21 protein-coding genes are annotated in these 20,537 nt (G+C 67.9%); 12 read left to right on the forward strand and 9 right to left on the reverse strand.

Annotation, left to right across the window (positions count from 1 at the left end):
- Window positions 1–28: 28 nt before the first annotated feature.
- The 9 genes from ACFV15_RS01975 (at window position 29) to ACFV15_RS02015 (ending at window position 10,779) form a co-directional block, all read left to right on the forward strand.
- Window positions 29–553: an NUDIX hydrolase gene (locus tag ACFV15_RS01975; RefSeq protein ID WP_378348243.1), complete on the forward strand. Its 525-nt coding sequence runs from the start codon at window positions 29–31 to the stop codon at window positions 551–553.
- The gene (locus tag ACFV15_RS01980) at window positions 550–2,694 is read left to right on the forward strand and encodes a DUF6049 family protein (protein WP_378348244.1); all 2,145 of its coding nucleotides are present in this window, start codon (window positions 550–552) and stop codon (window positions 2,692–2,694) included. Before ACFV15_RS01975 ends, ACFV15_RS01980 begins: the two co-directional genes overlap by 4 nt.
- Before the next feature lie 469 nt (window positions 2,695–3,163).
- On the forward strand, window positions 3,164–4,957 hold the full coding sequence (gene murJ, locus ACFV15_RS01985) for a murein biosynthesis integral membrane protein MurJ (protein WP_378348288.1): 1,794 nt from the start codon (window positions 3,164–3,166) through the stop codon (window positions 4,955–4,957).
- A gap of 75 nt (window positions 4,958–5,032) precedes the next feature.
- Window positions 5,033–6,637: a protein kinase family protein gene (locus ACFV15_RS01990; protein ID WP_378348245.1), complete on the forward strand. Its 1,605-nt coding sequence runs from the start codon at window positions 5,033–5,035 to the stop codon at window positions 6,635–6,637.
- A 29-nt stretch (window positions 6,638–6,666) separates the two neighbouring features.
- Window positions 6,667–7,269 carry an RNA polymerase sigma factor SigM gene (gene sigM / locus ACFV15_RS01995; protein WP_378348246.1) on the forward strand — a complete coding sequence of 201 codons (603 nt, stop codon included), beginning with the start codon at window positions 6,667–6,669 and terminating at the stop codon, window positions 7,267–7,269.
- Entirely contained in the window at window positions 7,266–8,030 is a 765-nt protein-coding gene (locus tag ACFV15_RS02000) for a hypothetical protein (RefSeq protein ID WP_378348247.1), read from the forward strand. The genes sigM and ACFV15_RS02000 overlap by 4 nt, the downstream gene beginning before the upstream one ends.
- Window positions 8,031–8,108: 78 nt before the next feature.
- The gene (gene trxB, locus ACFV15_RS02005; RefSeq protein ID WP_378348248.1) at window positions 8,109–9,104 is read left to right on the forward strand and encodes a thioredoxin-disulfide reductase; all 996 of its coding nucleotides are present in this window, start codon (window positions 8,109–8,111) and stop codon (window positions 9,102–9,104) included.
- A 25-nt stretch (window positions 9,105–9,129) separates the two neighbouring features.
- On the forward strand, window positions 9,130–9,453 hold the full coding sequence (gene trxA, locus ACFV15_RS02010) for a thioredoxin (protein ID WP_091288845.1): 324 nt from the start codon (window positions 9,130–9,132) through the stop codon (window positions 9,451–9,453).
- Window positions 9,454–9,648: 195 nt separating this feature from the next.
- The gene (locus ACFV15_RS02015; protein ID WP_378348249.1) at window positions 9,649–10,779 is read left to right on the forward strand and encodes an N-acetylmuramoyl-L-alanine amidase; all 1,131 of its coding nucleotides are present in this window, start codon (window positions 9,649–9,651) and stop codon (window positions 10,777–10,779) included.
- A gap of 253 nt (window positions 10,780–11,032) precedes the next feature.
- On the opposite strand, the gene ACFV15_RS02020 is transcribed toward ACFV15_RS02015, so the two are convergent.
- Window positions 11,033–11,674, reverse strand: a complete 642-nt coding sequence (locus ACFV15_RS02020) for a GNAT family N-acetyltransferase (protein WP_378348250.1) — start codon at window positions 11,672–11,674, stop codon at window positions 11,033–11,035.
- Window positions 11,675–11,864: 190 nt separating this feature from the next.
- Here ACFV15_RS02020 and ACFV15_RS02025 point away from each other — a divergent pair, with 190 nt between their 5' ends.
- The 3 genes from ACFV15_RS02025 to ACFV15_RS02035 are packed head-to-tail and all read left to right on the forward strand — an operon-like array spanning window position 11,865 to window position 14,797.
- Window positions 11,865–13,184, forward strand: coding sequence for a PLP-dependent aminotransferase family protein (locus tag ACFV15_RS02025; protein WP_378348251.1), 1,320 nt, complete (start codon window positions 11,865–11,867; stop codon window positions 13,182–13,184).
- A 40-nt stretch (window positions 13,185–13,224) separates the two neighbouring features.
- The gene (locus ACFV15_RS02030) at window positions 13,225–14,175 is read left to right on the forward strand and encodes a D-alanine--D-alanine ligase (protein ID WP_378348252.1); all 951 of its coding nucleotides are present in this window, start codon (window positions 13,225–13,227) and stop codon (window positions 14,173–14,175) included.
- Entirely contained in the window at window positions 14,159–14,797 is a 639-nt protein-coding gene (locus ACFV15_RS02035) for a class I SAM-dependent DNA methyltransferase (protein ID WP_378348253.1), read from the forward strand. Before ACFV15_RS02030 ends, ACFV15_RS02035 begins: the two co-directional genes overlap by 17 nt.
- A 70-nt stretch (window positions 14,798–14,867) precedes the next feature.
- Here ACFV15_RS02035 and ACFV15_RS02040 read toward each other — a convergent pair whose 3' ends face one another.
- The 8 genes from ACFV15_RS02040 to rpmH form a co-directional block, all read right to left on the reverse strand.
- Entirely contained in the window at window positions 14,868–15,869 is a 1,002-nt protein-coding gene (locus tag ACFV15_RS02040; protein ID WP_378348254.1) for a ParB/RepB/Spo0J family partition protein, read from the reverse strand.
- Window positions 15,866–16,795, reverse strand: coding sequence for a ParA family protein (locus ACFV15_RS02045; protein ID WP_378348289.1), 930 nt, complete (start codon window positions 16,793–16,795; stop codon window positions 15,866–15,868). The genes ACFV15_RS02040 and ACFV15_RS02045 overlap by 4 nt, the downstream gene beginning before the upstream one ends.
- Window positions 16,796–16,878: 83 nt before the next feature.
- Complete coding sequence (rsmG, locus tag ACFV15_RS02050) at window positions 16,879–17,541, reverse strand: 16S rRNA (guanine(527)-N(7))-methyltransferase RsmG (protein ID WP_378348255.1); 663 nt, start codon at window positions 17,539–17,541, stop codon at window positions 16,879–16,881.
- Between the two features lie 170 nt (window positions 17,542–17,711).
- Entirely contained in the window at window positions 17,712–18,275 is a 564-nt protein-coding gene (locus ACFV15_RS02055) for a protein jag (protein ID WP_378348256.1), read from the reverse strand.
- A 30-nt stretch (window positions 18,276–18,305) separates the two neighbouring features.
- Window positions 18,306–19,397 (reverse strand): membrane protein insertase YidC, encoded by a 1,092-nt coding sequence (gene yidC / locus ACFV15_RS02060; protein ID WP_378348257.1) that lies wholly within the window; start codon window positions 19,395–19,397, stop codon window positions 18,306–18,308.
- 4 nt (window positions 19,398–19,401) lie between these two features.
- Window positions 19,402–19,722 carry a membrane protein insertion efficiency factor YidD gene (gene yidD / locus ACFV15_RS02065; protein ID WP_378348290.1) on the reverse strand — a complete coding sequence of 107 codons (321 nt, stop codon included), beginning with the start codon at window positions 19,720–19,722 and terminating at the stop codon, window positions 19,402–19,404.
- Window positions 19,710–20,108: a ribonuclease P protein component gene (gene rnpA / locus ACFV15_RS02070; RefSeq protein WP_378348258.1), complete on the reverse strand. Its 399-nt coding sequence runs from the start codon at window positions 20,106–20,108 to the stop codon at window positions 19,710–19,712. The genes yidD and rnpA overlap by 13 nt, the downstream gene beginning before the upstream one ends.
- 23 nt (window positions 20,109–20,131) lie before the next feature.
- A complete protein-coding gene (rpmH, locus tag ACFV15_RS02075; protein WP_378348259.1) occupies window positions 20,132–20,275 on the reverse strand; it encodes a 50S ribosomal protein L34 in 144 nt (47 codons plus the stop codon).
- Between the last annotated feature and the right edge of the window lie 262 nt (window positions 20,276–20,537).

The raw sequence follows: 20,537 nt of genomic DNA on the forward strand, positions 1-20,537 counted from the left end.
ACGCCGCCGTTTGCTCTAGCATCGCAGCATGTCTGGATCGGCCGGTCGCACCGGTGCCTCGAAGCCGGGCCGCCGGCGCAGGCGCCAGCGCGGCAGGAGGCTGACGACGGTCGACGAAACCTCGGCAGGCGGCCTAGTGATGGACGCCGACCGGGAGAACGCGGTGCTGATCGGCAGGCTCGACCGGCACGGCAAACTGCTCTGGTCGCTGCCCAAAGGACATATCGAGGACGGCGAGACGGTCGAGCAGACCGCCATGCGCGAAGTGAAGGAGGAGACCGGCATTTCCGCGCAGGTCATCGAGCCGCTCGGCGCGATCGACTACTGGTTCGTCGCCGACCGCCGCCGGGTCCACAAGACCGTCCACCACTTCCTGCTCGAAGCCATCGGCGGCGAGCTGTCCGATGAGGACGTCGAAGTCACCGAGGTAGCCTGGTTCCCGGTCACCGACCTGGAGACCAAGCTCGCCTACGCCGACGAACGCAAGCTGGTCCGCAAGGCCCGCGAGCTGTTCTCGCATGAATCCCCTGCCGCTGAGGGAGCTAACGAGTGAAGCGGCTCGCCGCCACCTGCTTGACCATCTGCTTCTTGCTCGTCCAAGGCCTCTTCGGCGCGCAGGCCGCGCAGCCGCAGCCGCGCCAGGAACCGAGCAGGCTCCGCTTCGACGTCGAGCAGATGAACCCCAGGGTGCTCACGTCGACGTCGACCACGCTGAACATCAGCGGCAAGGTCACCAACATCGGTGACCGGAAGCTCTCAAAGCTGCAGGTCCGGCTGCAGTTCGGCGAGCGGATCACCACCGACCGGCAGTTCACCGAGTCGGTCGAGGGCACCACGCCGACCGACGCGAGCGTCTCGCAGTTCACCGAAGTCACCGACGTGCTCGAGCCAGGCGCGTCCGCCCCGCTGAACATCACCGTGCCGCTGACCACGTTCAAGCCAGCGAAGACCGGCGTCTTCCCGCTGCTGGTCAACATCAACGGCGTGCCGGAGTTCGGCGGCCAGGCCAGGCTCGCCGCGCTCAACATGCTGCTGCCCGTGCTCGGCATCCCCGGCAAGCAGGCGCCGGACAAGCAGCCGAAGGCCGCGCAGCTGTCCATCCTGTGGCCGCTGACCAGCACCGTCCCGCACGTCGCGACCTGGCCGTTCCACAGCCAGCTGACGCTGGACAACGACCAGCTGGCCGACGACCTCGACCAGGGCGGCAGGCTGAACTCGCTGGTCAAGGCGGCGCAGACGATCCAGGACGACCCGAAGCTGTTCACCTCGCTGTGTTTCGCGGTCGACCCTGACCTCATCTCGGTCGTCGACGCGATGTCGGGCGGCTACCTGGTGCGCACCGGCGGCAGCCCGGTCACCGGACGCGGCGCCGAGCTGGCGAAGCGGTGGCTCGCTTCGCTGAAGCAGCTGGTCAACGGTCACTGCATCGTCCCGCTCCCATTCGCCGACGCCGACCTGTCCGTGCTCTCGGCTGTCAAGAACGGCGAGCAGGCCGACAGCGAGCTCGTGACCAAGGCCGCTAGCCAGACCGCGGTGCTCGAACGCGTCCTCAACGCGGTGCCCGTCGAGAACACCCTGTGGCCGGACGGCCCGCTCGACTCGGCCACCCTCGGCACGCTGACCTCGGCAGGCATCAAGACGATCATCACCGAGTCCAACCGGGTCCAGTCGACGGAGCAGCTCGACGCCCCGGTCGCACTCGCGGGCACCGACCTGCACGTCCAGCCCGTCGACTCGCTCGTCTCGTCCGCGCTGAGCGTGGGCGACAAGCCCAACAACGCGGCGGCCAAGCCCGCGGTCTCCGCGCAGAACGGGCTCGCCGCGATCGCCTACCGCGCCGGTCTCGGCCAGGGCCAGACGAATCCCGGCCGTCTGGTGGTCGCGCCGCCGCGGCGCTGGAACGCGCCGCTGCCCGAGCTGATCACCATGCTCCGCACGCTCACCGACTACACCGAGCGCGGCATGATCTCGCCGGTTTCGCTGAAGGACTCGCTCACGTCGAACCCGTCGGCCACCGCGGAGCCGAACCACACCTCGCAGGATCTGGCGACGGCGCCGTCCGCCGACTTCACCGGCGCGCTGACCGACATCGACACCTCGATCACCAACTTCACCTCGGCGATGACGGTCGACTCGACCGCGCTGGTGAAGCCCGCCGAACTGGTCGCCCCGATCAGGGACGGGCTGATCCGCGCCACGTCGAGCGCCTGGCGCACCGCGGGCGGCGGCATCCCGGCCGCGACCGGCAACGCGCGCGGTGAGCTGACGAACCTCACCAGTCAGGTAGGTGTGGTCAACCCGACCCAGCGCTTCTCGCTGACCTCGGGCTCGTCCCCATTGCCGGTGACGCTGTCCAACGATCTGCCGGTCGCGGTGACCGTCCAGGTCGGCCTCGCCAACAGCACCGGCCTGCGCGCACTCGACGAGATCGCGCCGCGGTCCATCCCCGCCAACGCCAAGCGCCAGCAGCTCGTCCCGATCGAGGCGCTGCGCGCGGGCCGGTTCACCGTCGACGTCTCGCTGAGCACCCCGTCGGGCACCCGGCTCGGCAGCACGGCGAAGTTCGAGCTCAGCTCCAACGAGTACGGCACGCTCACGCTGATCGTCACCATCGTCGCGGGCGCGGCTTTACTCCTGTTGTCCTCGCGCCGCATCTATCGGAGGATCAAAGAGAGCAAGGCCACTAGGGTTTGAGCCTTTTCGGGCCGCGCCGACTACCCTGGGTCGACGACAAAACCGGCTGAGGATTGGGCGCGCGTTGAACAGAGGACCGGGTGTGCCACCCGAGCGTGCCGGACGCCCTCCTCGTCCAGGCCCTGACCAGCCAGAACGCCGTCAGCCGCCGCCGGTGCAGCCGCCTGCCGGGCCGCCGCCCGACGGCCGCCGCCGTGTCACACCGTCACGGGACGAGGAGACGCGCAGGCTCAAGCCGCTGCCGCAGCCGAGCCGTCCCGCGCAGGGTCAGCCTCCGCAGCTGCCGCCGATCCGCTCGGCCAAGCCGGTGCCGACCCGCCAGAAACCACCACAGAAACCACCGCAGACTCCGCCGCCGACCCGGCAGCAGGCCGTCCCACCTGTTCCGCCAGGCCCGCCAGCCGCGCCGCGCCGCGGCCAGCAGGCGCCGCGCCCCGGTCAGCCGGTCCGGCCGTGGAACCGCGAGAACCTGCCGGCGCCGGTTCCGCCGCCGTCGGCCGGCGGCGAGCCGGACGCGACGCAGTTCATCCCGCGCATCCCCGGTGTTCCGGTCGGTTCACGCTGGCCCGTCGCCGACCCTGACGTACTGCGCCCGTACGACGCGCTCGCGACCCAGGTCATGCAGCGGGTCGACCTCCCGCTCGTCCGCCCCGGGGAAAAGGAACCGGACAAGAAGGCGCCGTCGCTGGTCAAGACCAGCGGCAAGATCGCCATCGCGTCGCTGATCAGCCGGATCACCGGCTTCCTGTGGAAGCTGCTGCTGGTCGCCGCGATCGGCGCGGGCGTCGCCAACGACTCGTTCAACGTCGCCAACACGATGCCCAACATCGTCTTCGAGCTGCTGATGGGTGGCGTGCTGGCGAGTGTCGTCGTGCCGCTGCTCGTCCGCGCGCAGGACGAGGAGGACGGCGGCGAGGCCTACACCCAGCGCCTGATCACCGTCGCGGGCGTGCTGCTGCTGGTCGGAACCGTGATCGCCGTGCTCGCGGCGCCCGCGTTCACCGCGCTGTACGTCGACACCTCCGGTAAGGCGAACCCGGCGCTGACCACGGCGTTCGCCTACCTCCTGCTGCCGCAGATCTTCTTCTACGGGATGTTCGCGCTGCTCTCGGCGGTACTGAACTCCAAGAACAACTTCGGGCCCGCCGCGTGGGCGCCGGTGATCAACAACCTGGTGGTCATCTTCACGATCATCGTGGTGGCGATCCTTCCCGGCGACATCTCGCTCGATCCGGTTTCGCTCGGGGACACGAAGCTGCTGGTGCTCGGTGTCGGCGTGACCGCTGGCATCGTGGCGCAGGCCGTGATGCTCGTGCCGCCGCTGCTGCGCACCGGCTTCAAGTTCAAGTGGGCCTGGGGCATCGACAAGCAGATGAAGGAGTTCGGCGGGCTCGCGCTCTGGATTCTCGGCTACGTCGCGGTCAGCCAGGTCGGCTACACGATCAACACGCGCGTGCTGACCAGCGGCAGCGAGGGCGGCGTCACCGCGTACAGCAACGCGTGGCTGCTGTTCCAGCTCCCGTACGGCGTCATCGGTGTCTCGCTGCTGACCGCGATCATGCCCAGGCTCAGCCGGGCGGCGGCCGACGGCGACCACAAGAAGCTCGTCGCCGACCTCTCCTATGCCTCGCGGCTCTCGACCGTGATGCTCGTACCGATCTCGGCGGTGCTGACCATCGTCGGCTCGTCCATCGGTGTCGCGCTGTTCAGCTTCGGCAAGAGCACGCCGGAGGCGGCGTCGCGGCTGGGCTCGGCGCTGGCGATCTGCGCGTTCGCGCTGCTGCCGTACGCGCTGGTCATGCTCCAGCTGCGCGTCTTCTACGCGATGAAGGACGCCCGCACGCCGACGTTGATCATGATCGTGATGACCATCGTCAAGGTCCCGCTGCTGTACATGTGCCAGGGACTGCTCGACGGCGACCACATCGTGCTCGGCGCGATGATGGTCAACGGGTTGACCTTCGTGGTCGGCGCGATCCTCGGTCAGGTCTGGCTCTGGGTGACGCTCGGCAACCTCCGGAGCAAGCGCGTGCTCGGCGTGATCCTCTTCACCGTCGTCGCGAGCGGCGCCGGTGTCGGCGCGGCGTACGTCGTCGGCTTGCTCGTGCCGGACTCGCTGGGGCCGATCCTGCAGGCCTGGGTAAAGTTGATCTTGCAAGGCGTCGTCGGCATCGTGGTGTCGTTCGGTGTGCTGGTCGCGCTCAAGGTGGAGGAACTGGCCCCGGCCACATCGAGATTCACTCGTCTGATCAAGCGCAAATAACGATTGACGCACAGATAACCCGCGACCACGCGTCGTATTCCCGTACCCTCGGTCAGGGAGATATCGGGAGTGAGCGTGGATACGAGACGGAGCGAGCAGGCGGGCGCGCCCAATCCTGCGGGCATTCGCGCGCAGGGTGGTTCGCTGGCGCCTGGCCGGGTGGTCGGTGACGGCCGGTACCGGCTGCTCGCGCAGTTCGGCATCGATGAGCGGGCAGGCGCGCACCTGTGGCGTGCCCGTGACGGCCAGCTGCGCCGTGATGTCGCGCTGACGTTGCTGGTGGGTGACCCGGCGGACGCCGAGGCCGCCCGCTTGGCCCGTCGCACCCTCGACCGCGCCGCGCACGGCGCGAAGTTCGGTCATGGCGGCGTCGCCCGCGTGCTCGACGTGCTCAGCCTCGGCAGCGGCATCACCTCCACCGAGGGACTGCTCGGTGTCGTGGTCGCCGAGTGGACCAAGGGCAGCGACCTGGTCGACCTCATCGCCGAGCGCCCGGTGGCGCCCGCCGCGGCCGCTCGCATGGTCCAGCAGCTCGCCGAAGCGGTCGAGCGAGCGCACCAGAACGGCCTCGTGCTCGGCCTCGATCACCCCCAGCGACTCCGGCTGACGCCTGACGGCGCCCTGAAACTCGCTTTCCCTGGACCTCTGCCGGACGCGACGCTGCGTGACGACGTCAAGGCGCTCGGCGCGGTGCTGTACCTGCTGCTGACCGGCCGCTGGGCGCTGCCAGGCGGCCCCACGGCCATCCCTGCCGCGCCGCAAGGCCCGGCAGGCAGGCTCGTGCCGCCCCGATCGCTGGTGCCCTCGGTGCCGGTCGAGCTGTCGGCGCTGGCCGTGCGCACCATCGAGGACGGCGGCCACGGCGGAATCCGCACCAGCGCGGCCATCCTCAGCGTGCTCGGCCAGGTCGCCGAGGCCGAGGAACGCACTCAGCTGATGAAGGCGATCGGCGCCACCGAAGAGGGCCAGCCCGAGTCGGACGGCACCATCTGGACCACGAAGAAGCCGGTCAAGGACGCGGCACGGCGCAAGAAGCTGGCGCTGGGCGTGACCGTCCTGGTCGTCGCCGTGGTGGGCATACTGGCCTGGCTCGGCATGCTGGCGATCAGCCTGTTCCAGTCCGATCCGGATGCCACCGGTCCCAAGGTCAACGTCGCGGCGCCGTCCGCTTCTTCGGTGCCGCCGCCGGACAGCGGTCAGCAGCCTGCTCCTCCGCCCGCTCAGCCGGGCGGTGTCGGACCGGCCGCGGATCCCGCCGCGGTGAACGTCTACAACCCTGAGGGAGCCGGCGACAACCCCGGCCGCGCCAAGAACGCGGCCGACGGCGACCCAGGCACGATGTGGCGCACCGAGCAGTACAAGCAGCAGTTCCCGGCCGTGAAGCCGGGCGTCGGCCTGGTCTTCACCTTCAAGGACCCGATCAAGCTGGCCCAGGTCAAGATCACCTCGGACAAGCCGGGCACCAAGGTCAAGATCCTCTCGGCCGACTCGAAAGACGCCTCGCTGGACGAGACGAAGGAGCTCGCCGCCGCGGACGTCGGCGAGGGTGAATCGACGATCAGCCTGCCAACGCCGACCGATGGCAAGTTCTTCATCGTCTGGATCACCCAGCTGGCTGACATCGACGGCGGCAAGCACATGACCCAGCTGGGTGAAGTGACCTTCCTGCCTGCCGCTTGACGTAGTCGATCACTTAGTACTCTTCTCGGGTGACCGCAGCCATACCCACGGATGCGGATCTCATACAGGCGCACGCCGCCGGAGATCCGCATGCGTTCAGCGAACTGGTTCGGCGGCATCGCGACCGAATGTGGGCGGTAGCGCTCCGCACCGTGCGTGATCCCGAAGAAGCCGCCGACGCGTTGCAGGACGCCTTCATCTCGGCGTTCAGAGCCGCGGGCAATTTCCGTGCCGAATCCCAGGTCACCACCTGGCTGCACCGCATCGTGGTGAACGCCTGCCTGGACCGGATCCGCCGCCGCCAGGCGCGCCCGACGGTCCCGATGCCGGAGTCCGGCGAGTTCAACGAACCCGCCGCGCCCGGCGACTCGATGTCCGAGCGCGAGACGAAGCTGATCATCAAGGAAGCGCTCGACACGCTTCCCGAGGACCAGCGTGCGCCGATCGTGCTCGTCGACGTCGAGGGCTACTCCGTCGCCGACACCGCGAAACTGCTCGGTATCGCCGAAGGCACCGTCAAGAGCCGGTGCGCGCGTGGCCGCGCCAAGCTCGCCAAGGTTCTCGGTCATCTGCGGAACCCCAATGCAGATGCGAACGTCCCAACTCACGAAAGCAAACGGGAGGGACGATGACGGACGAAATTCGGGGGCTTGGCGGTGCCGTCGGCCCGCCGTGGTCTGTCGACGTGCTCGCCGATCTGCACGCGGGAGTGCTGGACGAGCATCAGGCGGCCGAACTGTGGCCACTGGTGAACGCCGATCCGGAAGCGCGCGCGATCATCGAAGCGCTCGAGTCGACACAGGCCGACCTCGCCGGGCTGGCAACCGAAGCGGTGCCGATGCCCGCCGAGTACGCGGCCCGGCTCGACGCCGCGCTCGCGGAGGAGGTCCAGGCCGCCTTCCCGCGGCAGCGACAAGCAGGCTCAGCGCCCGTCGCACCTGTCGTGAGTCTCGACGCGGCCCGGCAACGTCGTCGCAAGAAGCAGATGGGCTGGGGTGCCGGGATCCTTACCGCGGCAGCCGCGGCCGTGGTCGCCGTCGCGGTCATCGTTCCTAGTACCTCGTCCAAGGACGCGAGCACGCCCGGCGTCGCCGCGCCCGTGCCGAGCGGACCGCCGGTCGGTCCCGATGGCGCCGGTTCGGAGGCGCTGGTCGGCAAGGGACTCGGCGTGACCGACTACGGCCCGCTGCTGAACCAGCAGAAGCTCGACGCGTGTCTCAAGGCCGCCGGGTTCGACCCGGAGATCGCCCCTGCCGGCATTCAGCCGGTGAACGTGAGCGGCAAGGCAGGCACCATGGTCATCCTCACCACCGGCACCTTCGCCCAGTACCGGATCGTCGCTTTCGACACCGGCTGCGCCAAGTTGTTCGACAAGACAATCGGGGAGAAGTAGCACCGGTCACGCTCGGGAACAATCGCCACCTACGATCATGTTGAGCCTGGTACAGGTCACAACGAGTCGGAGGTATCGGTGGCTGCCGAGGAAATCAGGAACCTGATCATCGTCGGATCCGGTCCTGCGGGTTACACCGCCGCCGTGTACGCGGCGCGGGCGCAGCTCGAACCGCTGGTGTTCGAGGGCACCCAGTTCGGTGGCGCGCTGATGACGACGACGGAGGTCGAGAACTTCCCCGGCTTCCGCGACGGCATCCAGGGCCCGGACCTCATGGAGGAGATGCGCAAGCAGGCCGAGCGCTTCGGCGCCGAGCTGCGCGCGGAGGACGTCGAGTCGCTGGAGCTGACCGGTGACGTCAAGTACGTCACCGCGAACGGCGTCCGGTACGCGGCCCGCGCGGTCGTGCTCGCGATGGGCGCCGCCGCCCGCTACTTCTACGTGCCCGGCGAGCAGGAGCTGCTCGGCCGCGGTGTGTCCTCGTGTGCGACCTGTGACGGCTTCTTCTTCCGCGACCACGACATCGTGGTCGCCGGGGGTGGCGACTCGGCGATGGAGGAAGCGACCTTCCTGACCAAGTTCGCGAAGTCGGTCACGATCGTCCACCGGCGCGACGAGTTCCGCGCGTCGAAGATCATGCTCGAGCGCGCCCGCGCCAACGAGAAGATCAAGTGGAAGCTGAACTCTCAGGTCACCGAGGTCCTCGGCGAAGGCAAGGTCGAGGCGCTGAAGCTGAAGGACACGGTCACCGGCGAAGAGTCGACGATCGACGTCACCGGCTTCTTCGTGGCGATCGGGCACGACCCGCGCAGCCAGCTCGTGCGCGGCCAGGTCGACGTGGACGACGAGGGCTACGTGGTCACGAAGGCGCCCAGCACATACACGAACCTCGAAGGCGTTTTCGCGGCAGGCGATCTGGTGGACCACACCTACCGCCAGGCCATCACCGCGGCAGGCTCAGGCTGCGCCGCCGCGATCGATGCGGAACGCTGGCTCGCCGAGCATGGCGCGGAAGGCGCGCACGAAGCACCTGAACTCGTCGGCGGCGGCTACGGCGCCGCGTCCGCCAACTGACCCACCCTCACCGAAGGAGATCAAGATGTCCAACACCGTCAAGGTGACCGACTCGTCGTTCGTCGACGATGTCCTGACCAGTGAGAAGCCGGTCCTGGTCGACTTCTGGGCCACCTGGTGCGGCCCGTGCAAGATGGTCGCGCCCGTGCTGGACGAGATCGCGGCCGAGCACGGCGAGAAGCTGACCATCGCCAAGCTCGACATCGACGCCAACCCGAACACGGCGCGTGACTACCAGGTCATGTCCATCCCGACGCTGATCCTGTTCCAGGGTGGCAAGCCGGTGAAGACGATCGTCGGCGCGAAGCCGAAGCCCGCTCTGCTGAAGGATCTGTCTGACGTGCTCTGAGCCTTTCGGCACCCGGAAACCCGGGAGTGACGTGCTAGTTTGCGCGTGACTCCCGGGTTTTTCTTTTCAGTTAGCCATGGCCCTACGCACTTACACAGAGTTCACAAGGCACAATAGTGGGCCTGGGTCGTCCCCAGTTGTGGTTTTCATTGCCTCGCATCGACGAATCGGTGCCCAAGGAAAAGCGAGGAGTGCATGCGGGTACTCCGCCGCGGTGACGCCGGACCCGACGTCGCCGAGATCAGGTCCGTCCTGGTCGGCCTGACCCTGCTTCCCCTGGTGAACTCGGATGTCTTCGATGTTCCGGTGGAGCAGGCCATCCGTGCCTTCCAGCAGCGTCGCGGCCTGATCACCGATGGGGTGGTGGGCCCGGCGACCTACCGCGCACTCCGTGGTGCCAGCTTCCACCTGGGCAGCAGGCCCCTCGCATACCTGATCTCGTCCCCTGTGCACGGCGACGACGTCTTCGCGCTGCAGGAGCGCCTCACCGAACTCGGCTTCGACGCCGGTCGGCCCGATGGCGCCTTCGGCCCGCAGACCGAGAAGGCGCTGAAGGACTTCCAGCGCAACTTCGGCCTCGTCGCGGACGGCATCTGCGGACCGTCGACGGTCCGCAACCTGAACCAGCTCTCCCCGCGCGTGCGCGGCGGCCGCCCGGTGTTCCTGCGCGAGCAGGAGCAGGTCCGGCGCGCGGGCCCGCGGCTGCGTGGCAAGCGCATCGTCATCGACCCCGGCCACGGTGGCCAGGACCTCGGTGTCGCCGCCAGCGGCCTGCGTGAGGCCGACATCGCCTGGGACCTCGCCCGTCGCCTGGAAGGCCGGATGAAGGCCACCGGCATGGAGGCGCTGATCTCGCGCGGCCCGAACCACAGCCCGTCCGAGGCCGAGCGCGCCCAGTTCGCCAACGACGCCGGCGCGGACCTGTTCCTCTCGCTGCACAGCGACGGCAACCGGTCCCCGAAGGCCCAGGGCGTCGCGAGCTTCCACTTCGGCACCGGCAACGGCACCACGTCGACAGTGGGCGAACTGCTCGCCGGCTTCATCCAGCGTGAGCTCGCGGCCCGTACCGGCCTGCTGGACTGCCGCACGCATTACAAGACCTGGGAGATCTTCACCCGCACCCGCTGCCCAGCGGTCCGGGTCGAGATCGGCTATCTCACCAACCCGGAGGACAGCCGCAGGCTCGCCGACCCGGCCTTCCGTGACCTCGTCGCCGAAGGAATCCTGGTCGCGGTCAAGCGCCTGTACCTGCTCGGCGAGGGCGACCAGCCGACCGGCACCTTCACCTTCGCCGACGTCTTGGCCCACGAGCTCGCGAAGAGCTGACCAAGCCGCTCATTTCACCGATTTCCGCGAAGTTTTTTCGCGCTTTCGGCCATTTACGTACCCCCGCCCTCCCTGGGGTCCGTGCCCAGCTACATCGTATCCATCCACAGCGTGCGCGAGGCGCTCATCAGCGATCTGTGGATAACTCGGGTAGTGGTCCACAGCTATACACAACCTGCGGAATAAGGGCTGCCCTCGGACCACAAGATGTGCTACGGACGGGTGTGGATCACTCGCCGTTTCCCGTGAAACATCAGGCGCGGCCGAGGCTCGGTTCCGCCGTGGTGATGGTGACCTGACCGAGCAGGCGCTCGAGCGCGGCTTCGACGTCTTCCTTCCAGGAGATCGCCGAACGCAGTTCGAGGCGGAGCCTGGGCCACTTGGGATGCGGGCGGACCGTCTTGAAGCCGACCGACTGCAGGAACGAGGCCGGGACCACACAGCTGTGCTCGGCGAGCTCGTCTTCGGACGGCTGGGCGTCGCCGAAGGCTTCGATGGCCTTCACACCGCGGCGCGTGAGGTCCTTGGCGACGGCCTGGACGAGCATGCGGCCGAGCCCGCCACCGCGGAACTCCGGCAGCACCTGGAAAGCCGTGAGCAGCACGGCGTCCGTGCTGGGCGGTGACGTGGGGAAGGCGAGCGCGCGGGGGACGGCGTTCGGGGGCGCGTAGAAGACGAAGCCGACCGGGAGCGTGTCGCTGTAGACGATGCGGCCGCAGGAGCCCCATTCGAGCAGCACGCTCGAAACCCAGGCTTCCTTCGCGAATTCTGTGTCGCCGTATTCCTCGGCCTGCGCCTTGAGGTGGGGTGCGACCTCCCAGTAGACGCACCTGCGGCAGCGTTTCGGCAACTGCTCCAGGTTGTCCAGCGTGACGCCCACGACGCGTCGCGACACGCGACCTCCCCGACAACAACTCTTTGATTCGGATGACCACGGCCAGCGCACCCGAAAAGACCAATCGTCAGGATAGGCCGATGTCGCGGTGACCGAAAGGTAGGGAACCCCACAGGGTGGGGTGGTTACACTCGTCCGGCGCTAACCTGCGGGTAGTGACCCACGCCGACGATCACGGGGGAAGTGTCCCATGACTGAGAACCACCCAGTCAAGCCGCAAGCCGGCCACACCAACCTCGACCCCCACCTTGACCGGTACGCCAGGCGCACCGCCGGGATGACGGCGTCGGAGATCCGGGCACTGTTCGCCGTCGCGAGCCGTCCCGAAGTGGTGTCACTGGCGGGCGGCATGCCGAACCTCGCGGCCCTGCCGCTGAACTCGATCGCCACCCAGGTCTCGGAGATCATCACCGAAGAGGGCTTGGTCGCGCTGCAGTACGGCTCCGCGCACGGCATTCCGACGCTGCGCGACCAGATCTGCGAGATCATGGCCCTTGAGGGCATCTCCGCGCACCCGGACGACATCGTGGTGACCGTCGGCTCGCAGATGGGTCTCGACATGGTCACCCGCATCTTCTGCGACCCCGGCGACGTCGTCATCGCCGAGGGACCTTCGTACGTCGGCGCGCTGGGCTCGTTCACCGCGTACCAGGCGAAAGTCATCCACGTCGCTATGGACGAGCACGGTCTCGTCCCCGAGACGCTGCGCGAGGCACTCGCCCAGGCGAAGAAGAACAAGCTGCGGGTCAAGTTCCTCTACACGATCCCGAACTTCCACAACCCCGCCGGCGTCACGCTGGCTGTAGAGCGCCGCGCGGAGATCCTCGAGATCTGCCGCGAGTACGGCATCCTCGTCGTCGAGGACAACCCGTACGGGCTGCTCGGGTTCAACGGCCAGGTCTATCCGGCGCTGCGGTCGACCGACCCGGACAACGTGGTGTACCTCGGCTCGTTCTCGAAGACGTTCGCCTCGGGTCTGCGCGTCGGCTGGGTGCTGGCGCCGCACGCGGTGCGCGAGAAGCTGGTGCTGGCCGCCGAATCCGCGACGCTGTGCCCGCCGACGCTCAACCAGATCATCGTGTCGCGCTATCTGTCGACGCATGACTGGCAGGGCCAGATCAAGAACTTCCAGGAGAACTACCGCGAGAGACGCGACGCGATCCTCAACGCGCTCGACAACTACATGCCGCCCGGCTGCAGCTGGACCAAGCCGGACGGTGGTTTCTACGTCTGGATGACCGTGCCGGAAGGCGTTGACACCAAGGCGATGCTGCCGCGCGCGGTCACCGCGCGGGTGGCGTACGCGTCGGGCACCGGCTTCTACGCCGACGGCTTCGGCAGCAGGCAGCTACGCCTTTCCTACTGTTATCCCACGCCGGAGCGGATCACCGAAGGCGTGCGGCGGCTGGCTTCCGTGCTCGAAGCCGAGATGGATCTGGTGCGTACCTTCGGTAGCGTGAGCCCCAGGTCGATCAGCGGTCCCGAATCACCTTCCCCTGACACGGCCTGACTCTGTCCACAGTGGACACTTAACTTCCGAGGAGATCCCGGTGGCCAATCGCACCGTAGCCGTGCTCGCTGGTGGCCTTTCCCACGAGCGCGACGTTTCGCTCCGCTCCGGGCGCAGGCTGTCCGCCGCGCTCCGCGCCGAGGGACTGACCGTGGAGGAGTGGGACACCGACGCGGAGCTGCTCGCCAGGCTGCGCAAGGAGAAGCCGGGCGCAGTCGTCGTCGCACTGCACGGCGGTGAGGGTGAGAACGGCTCTGTGCAGACGATCCTGGAGATGTTCGACGTGCCCTTCGTCGGCACGAGCTCCGACGGCTGCCGCCGCGCATGGGACAAGCCGACCGCGAAGGCGTTGCTGCGCAAGGCCGGCTACTCCACCCCGGACTGGGTCGTGCTCCCGAGCAGCACCTTCCGCGAGCTCGGCGCGCAGGCCGTGCTCGACGCGATGGTCGATCGACTCGGCCTCCCGCTGATCCTCAAGCCGGACCAGGGCGGCTCCGCGCTCGGCACCCACGTCGTCCGTGAGGCTTCCGAACTGCCCGCCGCGATGGTCGGCTGCTTCGCGTACGGGGACACCGTGCTCGCCGAGCGCTTCATCGACGGCGTTGAGGTGGCCGTGACGGTGCTGGAGCGCGGCGATGGACCCGAGGCACTGCCCGCGGTCGAGATCGTGCCGGAGAACGGCATCTACGACTACACCGCCCGCTACACCGCCGGCCTCACTGACTTCTTCGCGCCAGCTCGGCTTTCCGAGGAGACGGCGAAGGCGGTCGAGGAACTCGCGCTCGCCGCACACAAGATCCTCGGCTTGCGCGACATCTCGCGGACCGACGCCGTGGTGGCCGCTGACGGCACCGTGCAGTTCCTCGAAGTGAACCTCTCGCCGGGGCTCACCGAGACGTCCACCGTGCCGATGGCGGTCGAAGCGTCCGGCAACGGACTCGGCTCGGTCTTCGTCGATCTCGTCGGACGCGCCATTGAACGCGGCAACTGAGCCGCCCCATCTGAGCAGGACCCGCGAGTCGTATGACACGGTCGCGGAGGACTACGTAGATGTCATCGTGCCGAGGTTCCACGTGGAACCTTTGGGTCGCGCGATGCTGTCCGCGTTCGCGGAACTCGTCGACGAACCCGTGGCCGACATCGGCTGCGGGCCCGGACAGGTCACCGCGCATCTGAACGAACTCGGCGTGCGCGCCTTCGGAATCGACTTGTCGCCAAAGATGATCGAGATCGCGCGGCGGACGTATCCGGAGCTTCGATTCGAAGTCGGCACGATGACCGCGCTCGACCTGCCCGACGGCGAACTCGGGGGCATCGTCGCGTGGTGGTCGATCTTCCACACGCCGCCGGAGTTACTGCCGACGGTCTTCGCCGAGTTTCACCGGACGCTCGCGCCGGGCGGTCATGCCGTGCTCGGCTTCCACGCCGGCGACGAACATCTGAAGCCGACGCGCGCCTACGGACACCCGGTCACCTACGAGGCGTATCGCTTGCGACCCGACCGCGTCGCCGAACTTCTGGGCGGTGCCGGATTCACGGTCACCGCCCGGCTCTTGTGGGAAGAGAACCGGCCGCAAGCCGTCTTGCTCGCGCGAAAAACAGAGCGATCCTAGGGATCACCCAACGCAGTGTTCCGCCAACGGTGAGCAATTGTCACCGTGACGAAACGACCCTGGGTGATCCCTAGTCCGTTTCCGGCGTCTGAATTGTCCCTTTTCCGTCCATGATCGAGACGATGCGCTCAAGATCGTCGACCGACCCGAATTCGAGCACGATCCGGCCTTTGCGACGACCCAAGTCGACCTTCACGCGAGTGTCGAAGGTGTCCGAGAGCCGATCGGCCAAGTCCTGCAGACCCGGCGCCAGCATCGGCTTGCGGGGAGCGGGCTTCGGCTTCGGCGGCTTCTCGCTCTTCTTGAGCGTGACCGCTTCTTCGGTCGCGCGGACCGACATACCCTCCGCGACAATGCGCGCGGCGAGCTCTTCCTGACTGCCAGCGTCCTCCAACGACAGCAGCGCACGCGCGTGCCCGGCCGAGAGGACGCCCGCGGCGACCCGGCGCTGGACGGGAAGCGGGAGCTTCAGCAACCGGATGGTGTTCGTGATGACCGGGCGGCTGCGGCCGATCCGGCTGGCGAGCTCCTCGTGGGTCACGGCGAACTCGTCGAGCAGCTGCTGATACGCGGCCGCTTCTTCGAGCGGGTTCAGCTGGACGCGGTGGATGTTCTCGAGCAGCGCGTCGCGCAGCATCGACTCGTCGGCGGTCTGCCGGACGATCGCCGGGATGAACTCGAGCTCCGCCTGCTGCGACGCACGCATGCGCCGCTCGCCCATGACGAGCTCGTACTCCTCGCCGGGAAGCTCGCGAACCACGATGGGCTGCATGAGCCCGAACTCGCGGATCGAGTGCTCCAGCTCGGCGAGCGCCTCCTCGTCGAAGACCTGGCGCGGCTGCTTCGGGTTCGGCTTGATGGAGCTGAGCGGGATCTCGCGGTAGACCGCGCCTGCCACCTCGCCGCCACCGTTCGAACCCGCGTTGGCGGCCGCCCGAGTCTTGTCCGCCTCACGGAGAACCGCCTCGGAGGCGACGCCGTTGCCGCCCGCCGCGGGCGGGGCGCCAGGCGCCGGCCCCGTCGGGATCAGCGCCGCGAGCCCCCTGCCGAGCCCTCCTCTGCGTTCGGTCACAACGTCCCCTCCTTCTTGCCGTTCACCGTGCCGCGGTTGGCCAGCTCCTTGGCCGCGTCGATGTAGCTCATAGCGCCGCGGGATCCGGGGTCGTAGGCGAGAACCGTCTGGCCGTAGCCGGGCGCCTCGGAGACCTTCACACTGCGCGGGATGACGGTCTTGAGGACCGTGTCACCGAAGTGGTTACGGACCTCCTGCGTCACCTGGTCGGCCAGCTTGGTCCGGCCGTCGTACATGGTGAGCAGAATCGTGGAGACCTCGAGGTCGGGATTGAGGTGCTTCTGCACGAGCTCGATGTTGCTCAGCAGCTGCCCCAGACCCTCCAGCGCGTAGTACTCGCACTGGATGGGGATGAGCACCTCTTGTGCCGCCACCATCGCGTTGACGGTCAGGAGACCGAGCGATGGCGGGCAGTCGATGAGGACGTAGTCGACGCCGATCTCGTCGAGCACCTCTGACGACAGCGCCTCCTTGAGCCGAGACTCACGGGAAACCATCGAGACGAGCTCGATCTCGGCACCGGCGAGGTCGATCGTGGCGGGGACGCAATAGAGGTTGGGGGACTGCGCGCTGACCGCCGCAGCCTCGGCGAGCGAGACCTCGCCGATGAGCACCTCATAGATAGAGGGGGTGCCGGAGCGGTGCTCGATGTCGAGCGCCGTGCTGGCGTTCCCCTGGGGGTCCAGGTCGATCACGAGTGTCTTGAGTCCGTGCACCGCGAGGGCAGCGGCCAGGTTGACCGTGCTGGTCGTCTTGCCGACGCCGCCCTTCTGGTTGGCGACGGTCAGGACGCGGCGGCGGTCGGGGCGAGGCAGCTGGTTCGCCTTGGGGTGGAGCACGCTCGCGGCGCGCACTGCTTCCTCGGCGATCGGCGTCCAGCCCAACTCGTGGCCGGTGCTCGCGGAGTCTGACGACGGCGGGTTCACCGGTCTAGACACCTCCTCTTGTTCTTGACGACTAGGGGGACTAACCGCGCGTGTTTCACGTGGAACATGACGCGGCCGGGGCCTTACTTCTTGCCTTTTCGTCGAGCAGGAGCGGGGAGTCGCGGGATCACGACCACCAAGCTGGGCACCTCCAACACGGCCGCGCCGACCTCGAACAGCTCGGGCGTACCGCCACCGGACCGCCGCACCGCGTCCCGGTCCCGCTCGATCTCCTCCGCGGCGCTCGCGCCCTTAAGGGCCAGCAGGATGCCCTCGGGACGCGCCAGCGGAAGACACCATCCGGCGAGCTTGGCGAGCGGAGCGACCGCACGGGCGGTGACCACATCGGCGCCGCCGAGATCGGCACGCACCTGTCGCTCCTCCGCGCGTCCTCGCACGATGGTGATGGAGAGGTCCAACTTGTCAGCCACCTCGGCGAGCCAGTCGACCCGGCGAGCCATCGGCTCCAACAGAACGATATCGAGGTCCGGTCGCGCGATCGCCAGCGGCACTCCGGGAAGGCCCGCGCCAGACCCGACGTCGACCACCCGCGCACCCTTCGGCACGCGCTCGCCGATCACCGCCGAGTTGAGAACGTGACGCTCCCACAGCCGGTCGACTTCCCGTGGGCCGATCAGCCCGCGCTCCACCCCATGCACCCGGAGCAGTTCCACGTAGGCCTCGGCTTGGTCGATGCGGTCACCGAAGACCGTGCGCGCCGCGACGGCGACGCTGTCCAAGCTCACTGAATGACTCCTCAACGCCCGCACGTTTCACGTGAAACGTGCTTCGTTCGATTGTCCCTGATGCTTGGTTTCACGTGAAACGCCACGCGTGTAATTCGACTCTTATCTCACCCGGCCGACAAAAAAGCGGCCCGCCGGATCACCGGCGGGCCGCTCTCAGTACTACCGCGTCAGGCGGGGGAGACCACCACGCGACGCTTCGGGTCTTCGCCCTCGCTCTCGCTGCGCACGCCATCGACGGCCGCGACGGCGTCGTGGACGACCTTGCGCTCGAACGGGCTCATCGGCTGGAGCCGCACGCGCTCGCCGGTCTCGATGACCGTCTGCGCGGTGGAGCGGCCGAGCTCGCGAAGCTCCTCGCGGCGGTCGGCACGCCAGCCCGCGATGTCCAGCATGAGGCGGCTGCGCGAGCCGGTCTCCTGCTGGACCGCGAGCCGGGTCAGCTCCTGCAGCGCCTCGAGCACCGTGCCGCGCGGGCCCACGAGCTTCTCGAGGTCCTCGCCACCGTCGATGCTGACGATCGCGCGGCCCGCTTCGACGTCGAGGTCGATGTCACCGTCGTAGTCGAGAAGGTCGAGCAGGCGCTCGAGGTAGTCCCCGGCGATGTCGCCTTCCTTTACCAAGGTGTCATCGTCGACGACTGCCGATCGCTGACCCTTCACCGTCTCTTCGGTCGCCTCCGAAGCTGCGGCGTCGTTCTGTTCGGCGTCGATCGTGTCGACCGTCTCCGACATCATTCGTCTCCTCTCAAGGCCTCGGCAGCGTCAGCGACGCTTCCGGCCCGACTTCTTCGTTGAGTCCGTGTCGAGGCTGGGGATCGCCGTGCCGTTCTTGGTCTTCTCGGCGTCCGAGCTCGAATCCTTGGTGCCGTTCTTGGCCGCGGAATCGCTCTGCGCGAAACCGTGGGGGGAGCCCGCCTTGGCCACCTTGCTCGGCTGGCCGGCGTTGCGCTGCGTCTTCTTCTGCTGGACCGGCTTCTGGCCGACGGCGGGCTTCTGACCCGGCTTGGGGCCGAGCGCGGAGCGCTTCTCGATGGCCTCGGCCTTCTTGGTCTCTTCTTCCTTGTCGATCTTCGTGTAGACGAGACGCTGCTGCATCAGGGTCCAGCCGTTGTTCGCGAGCCAGTAGAAGAGAAGGCCGAGCGGGAACAGCGCACCGAACACGAGCACACCGAGCGGGAAGATGTACATCGTCAGCTTGTTCATCATCGCGGTCTGCGGGGTCGCCGACTCGGGGTTCTGGCGGGCGACCGAGTGACGCGCGGTCAGGTGCGTCGCGATGCTGGCGACGATCATCAGCGGGATCGCGACCGGCGCGACGTGCCAGTGGAAGCCACCGGAGGCGTTCGCGCCACTGACGACGCTCACGCCGTTGTAGATGGCCTCACCGAGGTTGACACCGAAGAGCTTCGCGTTGACGTACGAGTCGACGCCGGCCCCGCTGAAGAAGTAGTTCTCGGTCTTCGGCATGCCGGGATGCACCGGGTTGATGGTGAACATCCGGAGCACGTGGTTCAGGCCGATGAAGACCGGGATCTGCAGCAGCATCGGCAGGCAGGAGCCGAGCGGGTTGACGCCGTGCTCCTTCTGGAGCTTCTGCATCTCCTGCGCTTGACGCTGCCGGTCGTTCGCGTACTTCTTCTGGACCTTCTTCATCTCCGGCGCGAAGTCCTGCATCTTCTTCATCGACCGGACCTGGTTCACGAACGGCTTGAACATGATGCCGCGCACGGTGAACGTCAGGAAGATGATCGCGAGGATCCACGAGACCGCGTTGGCCTCGCCGAAGACGAGCCCGAAGACCTTGTGCCAACACCACAGGATGAAGGACACGGGGTAGTAGATGAAGTCGAGCACTGAACTACTCCTCGATTGGTGTTTCAGGTCTTGGGGCGCGCCGCCAGGAGAACTTGTCCGGCACGGGGTCGCGGCCAGGCGGTGTCCACGGGCCACAGCGCAGCAGCCGCCGCGCCGCGAGATAGGAGCCGCGGGCCGCGCCGTGCCGGGTGAGTGCTTCCACCGCGTACGCGCTGCAGCTCGGATAGAAGCGGCAGGCCGGTGGGAAGAAGGGGGAGATCACCTTCCGGTAGAACCTGATGGGCAGCAGCAGGACCCACGCGACCGGGCCGGGCTTGGCCGGGTCCCGCGTGGTGGCAGCCTCAGTTTCGTTCACACCGGTGATCCGTCGTTGTTGTCGGCGCCGTGGTTCGCGCCGCGCGGGCGCAGCAGCCCGAGCCGCCGCAGTGACGCGTCGAGATCCGAGCCGAGTTCCGCGCTGGTGGCGTCCGCGGCCGGAGGTAATGCCCGTATGACCAACGAGCAGCCGGCGGGCAGTGTTCCGAGCCGCGCCGAAATGAGATGACGGAGTCGCCTGGTCACCCGGTGGCGGACCACCGAATTACCGACGGCCTTGCTCACCACAAAACCCGCCCGGGCGCCATCGGGCTGCCCTGGCGGGTCTGTGGTCAGTGCGTGCACGACGAGGCGGCGCTTGCCGGCGCGGACTCCACGCCGCATCACGGTGCGGAAGTCCTCGCCACGCCGAAGGCGGGCGGCAGCAGGCAACACGGCGCGCCTCGACGACGGCCGGATCAGGCGGACAGGGCCTCACGGCCCTTGCGGCGACGGGCGGCCAAGATGGCGCGGCCCGCGCGGGTCCGCATCCGCAGCCGGAACCCGTGGGTCCGAGCGCGTCGGCGGTTGTTCGGCTGGAAGGTGCGCTTACCCTTGCTCACGGCTCAAGTTCTCCTGGTCTCGACAGTGGGTCGCCTGTTGCGTTGACCGGCAACCGGCGTGTCGTACCTGTCGGCACGGCAGTCTGTGGTGTCTCCTACCAACGTGTGGTGTCGTAGCTCGAAGTGACGACTTCGTGGGCGCACGAAACGCACCCGCCGAAAGCGGGAGACCTTACGAGGGTACGCACCCGCTTCGGGGGAGCTGGAACCGCCCCCTCGACCACGGACCGCGACCGCTCATAAGAGCAGGCCACACCGGGTG

It is taken from the genome of Amycolatopsis sp. NPDC059657 (genome assembly GCF_042734395.1).
Classification (GTDB): Bacteria; Actinomycetota; Actinomycetes; order Mycobacteriales; family Pseudonocardiaceae; genus Amycolatopsis.

Coding starts and splice junctions, on each gene's coding strand:
- ACFV15_RS01975 (WP_378348243.1), top strand. CDS start 29: ATGTCTGGATCGGCCGGTCGCACCGGTGCCTCGAAGCCGGGCCGCCGG.
- ACFV15_RS02000 (WP_378348247.1), top strand. CDS start 7,266: ATGACGGACGAAATTCGGGGGCTTGGCGGTGCCGTCGGCCCGCCGTGG.
- trxA (WP_091288845.1), top strand. CDS start 9,130: ATGTCCAACACCGTCAAGGTGACCGACTCGTCGTTCGTCGACGATGTC.
- ACFV15_RS02015 (WP_378348249.1), top strand. CDS start 9,649: ATGCGGGTACTCCGCCGCGGTGACGCCGGACCCGACGTCGCCGAGATC.
- ACFV15_RS02025 (WP_378348251.1), top strand. CDS start 11,865: ATGACTGAGAACCACCCAGTCAAGCCGCAAGCCGGCCACACCAACCTC.
- ACFV15_RS02055 (WP_378348256.1), bottom strand. CDS start 18,275: ATGTCGGAGACGGTCGACACGATCGACGCCGAACAGAACGACGCCGCA.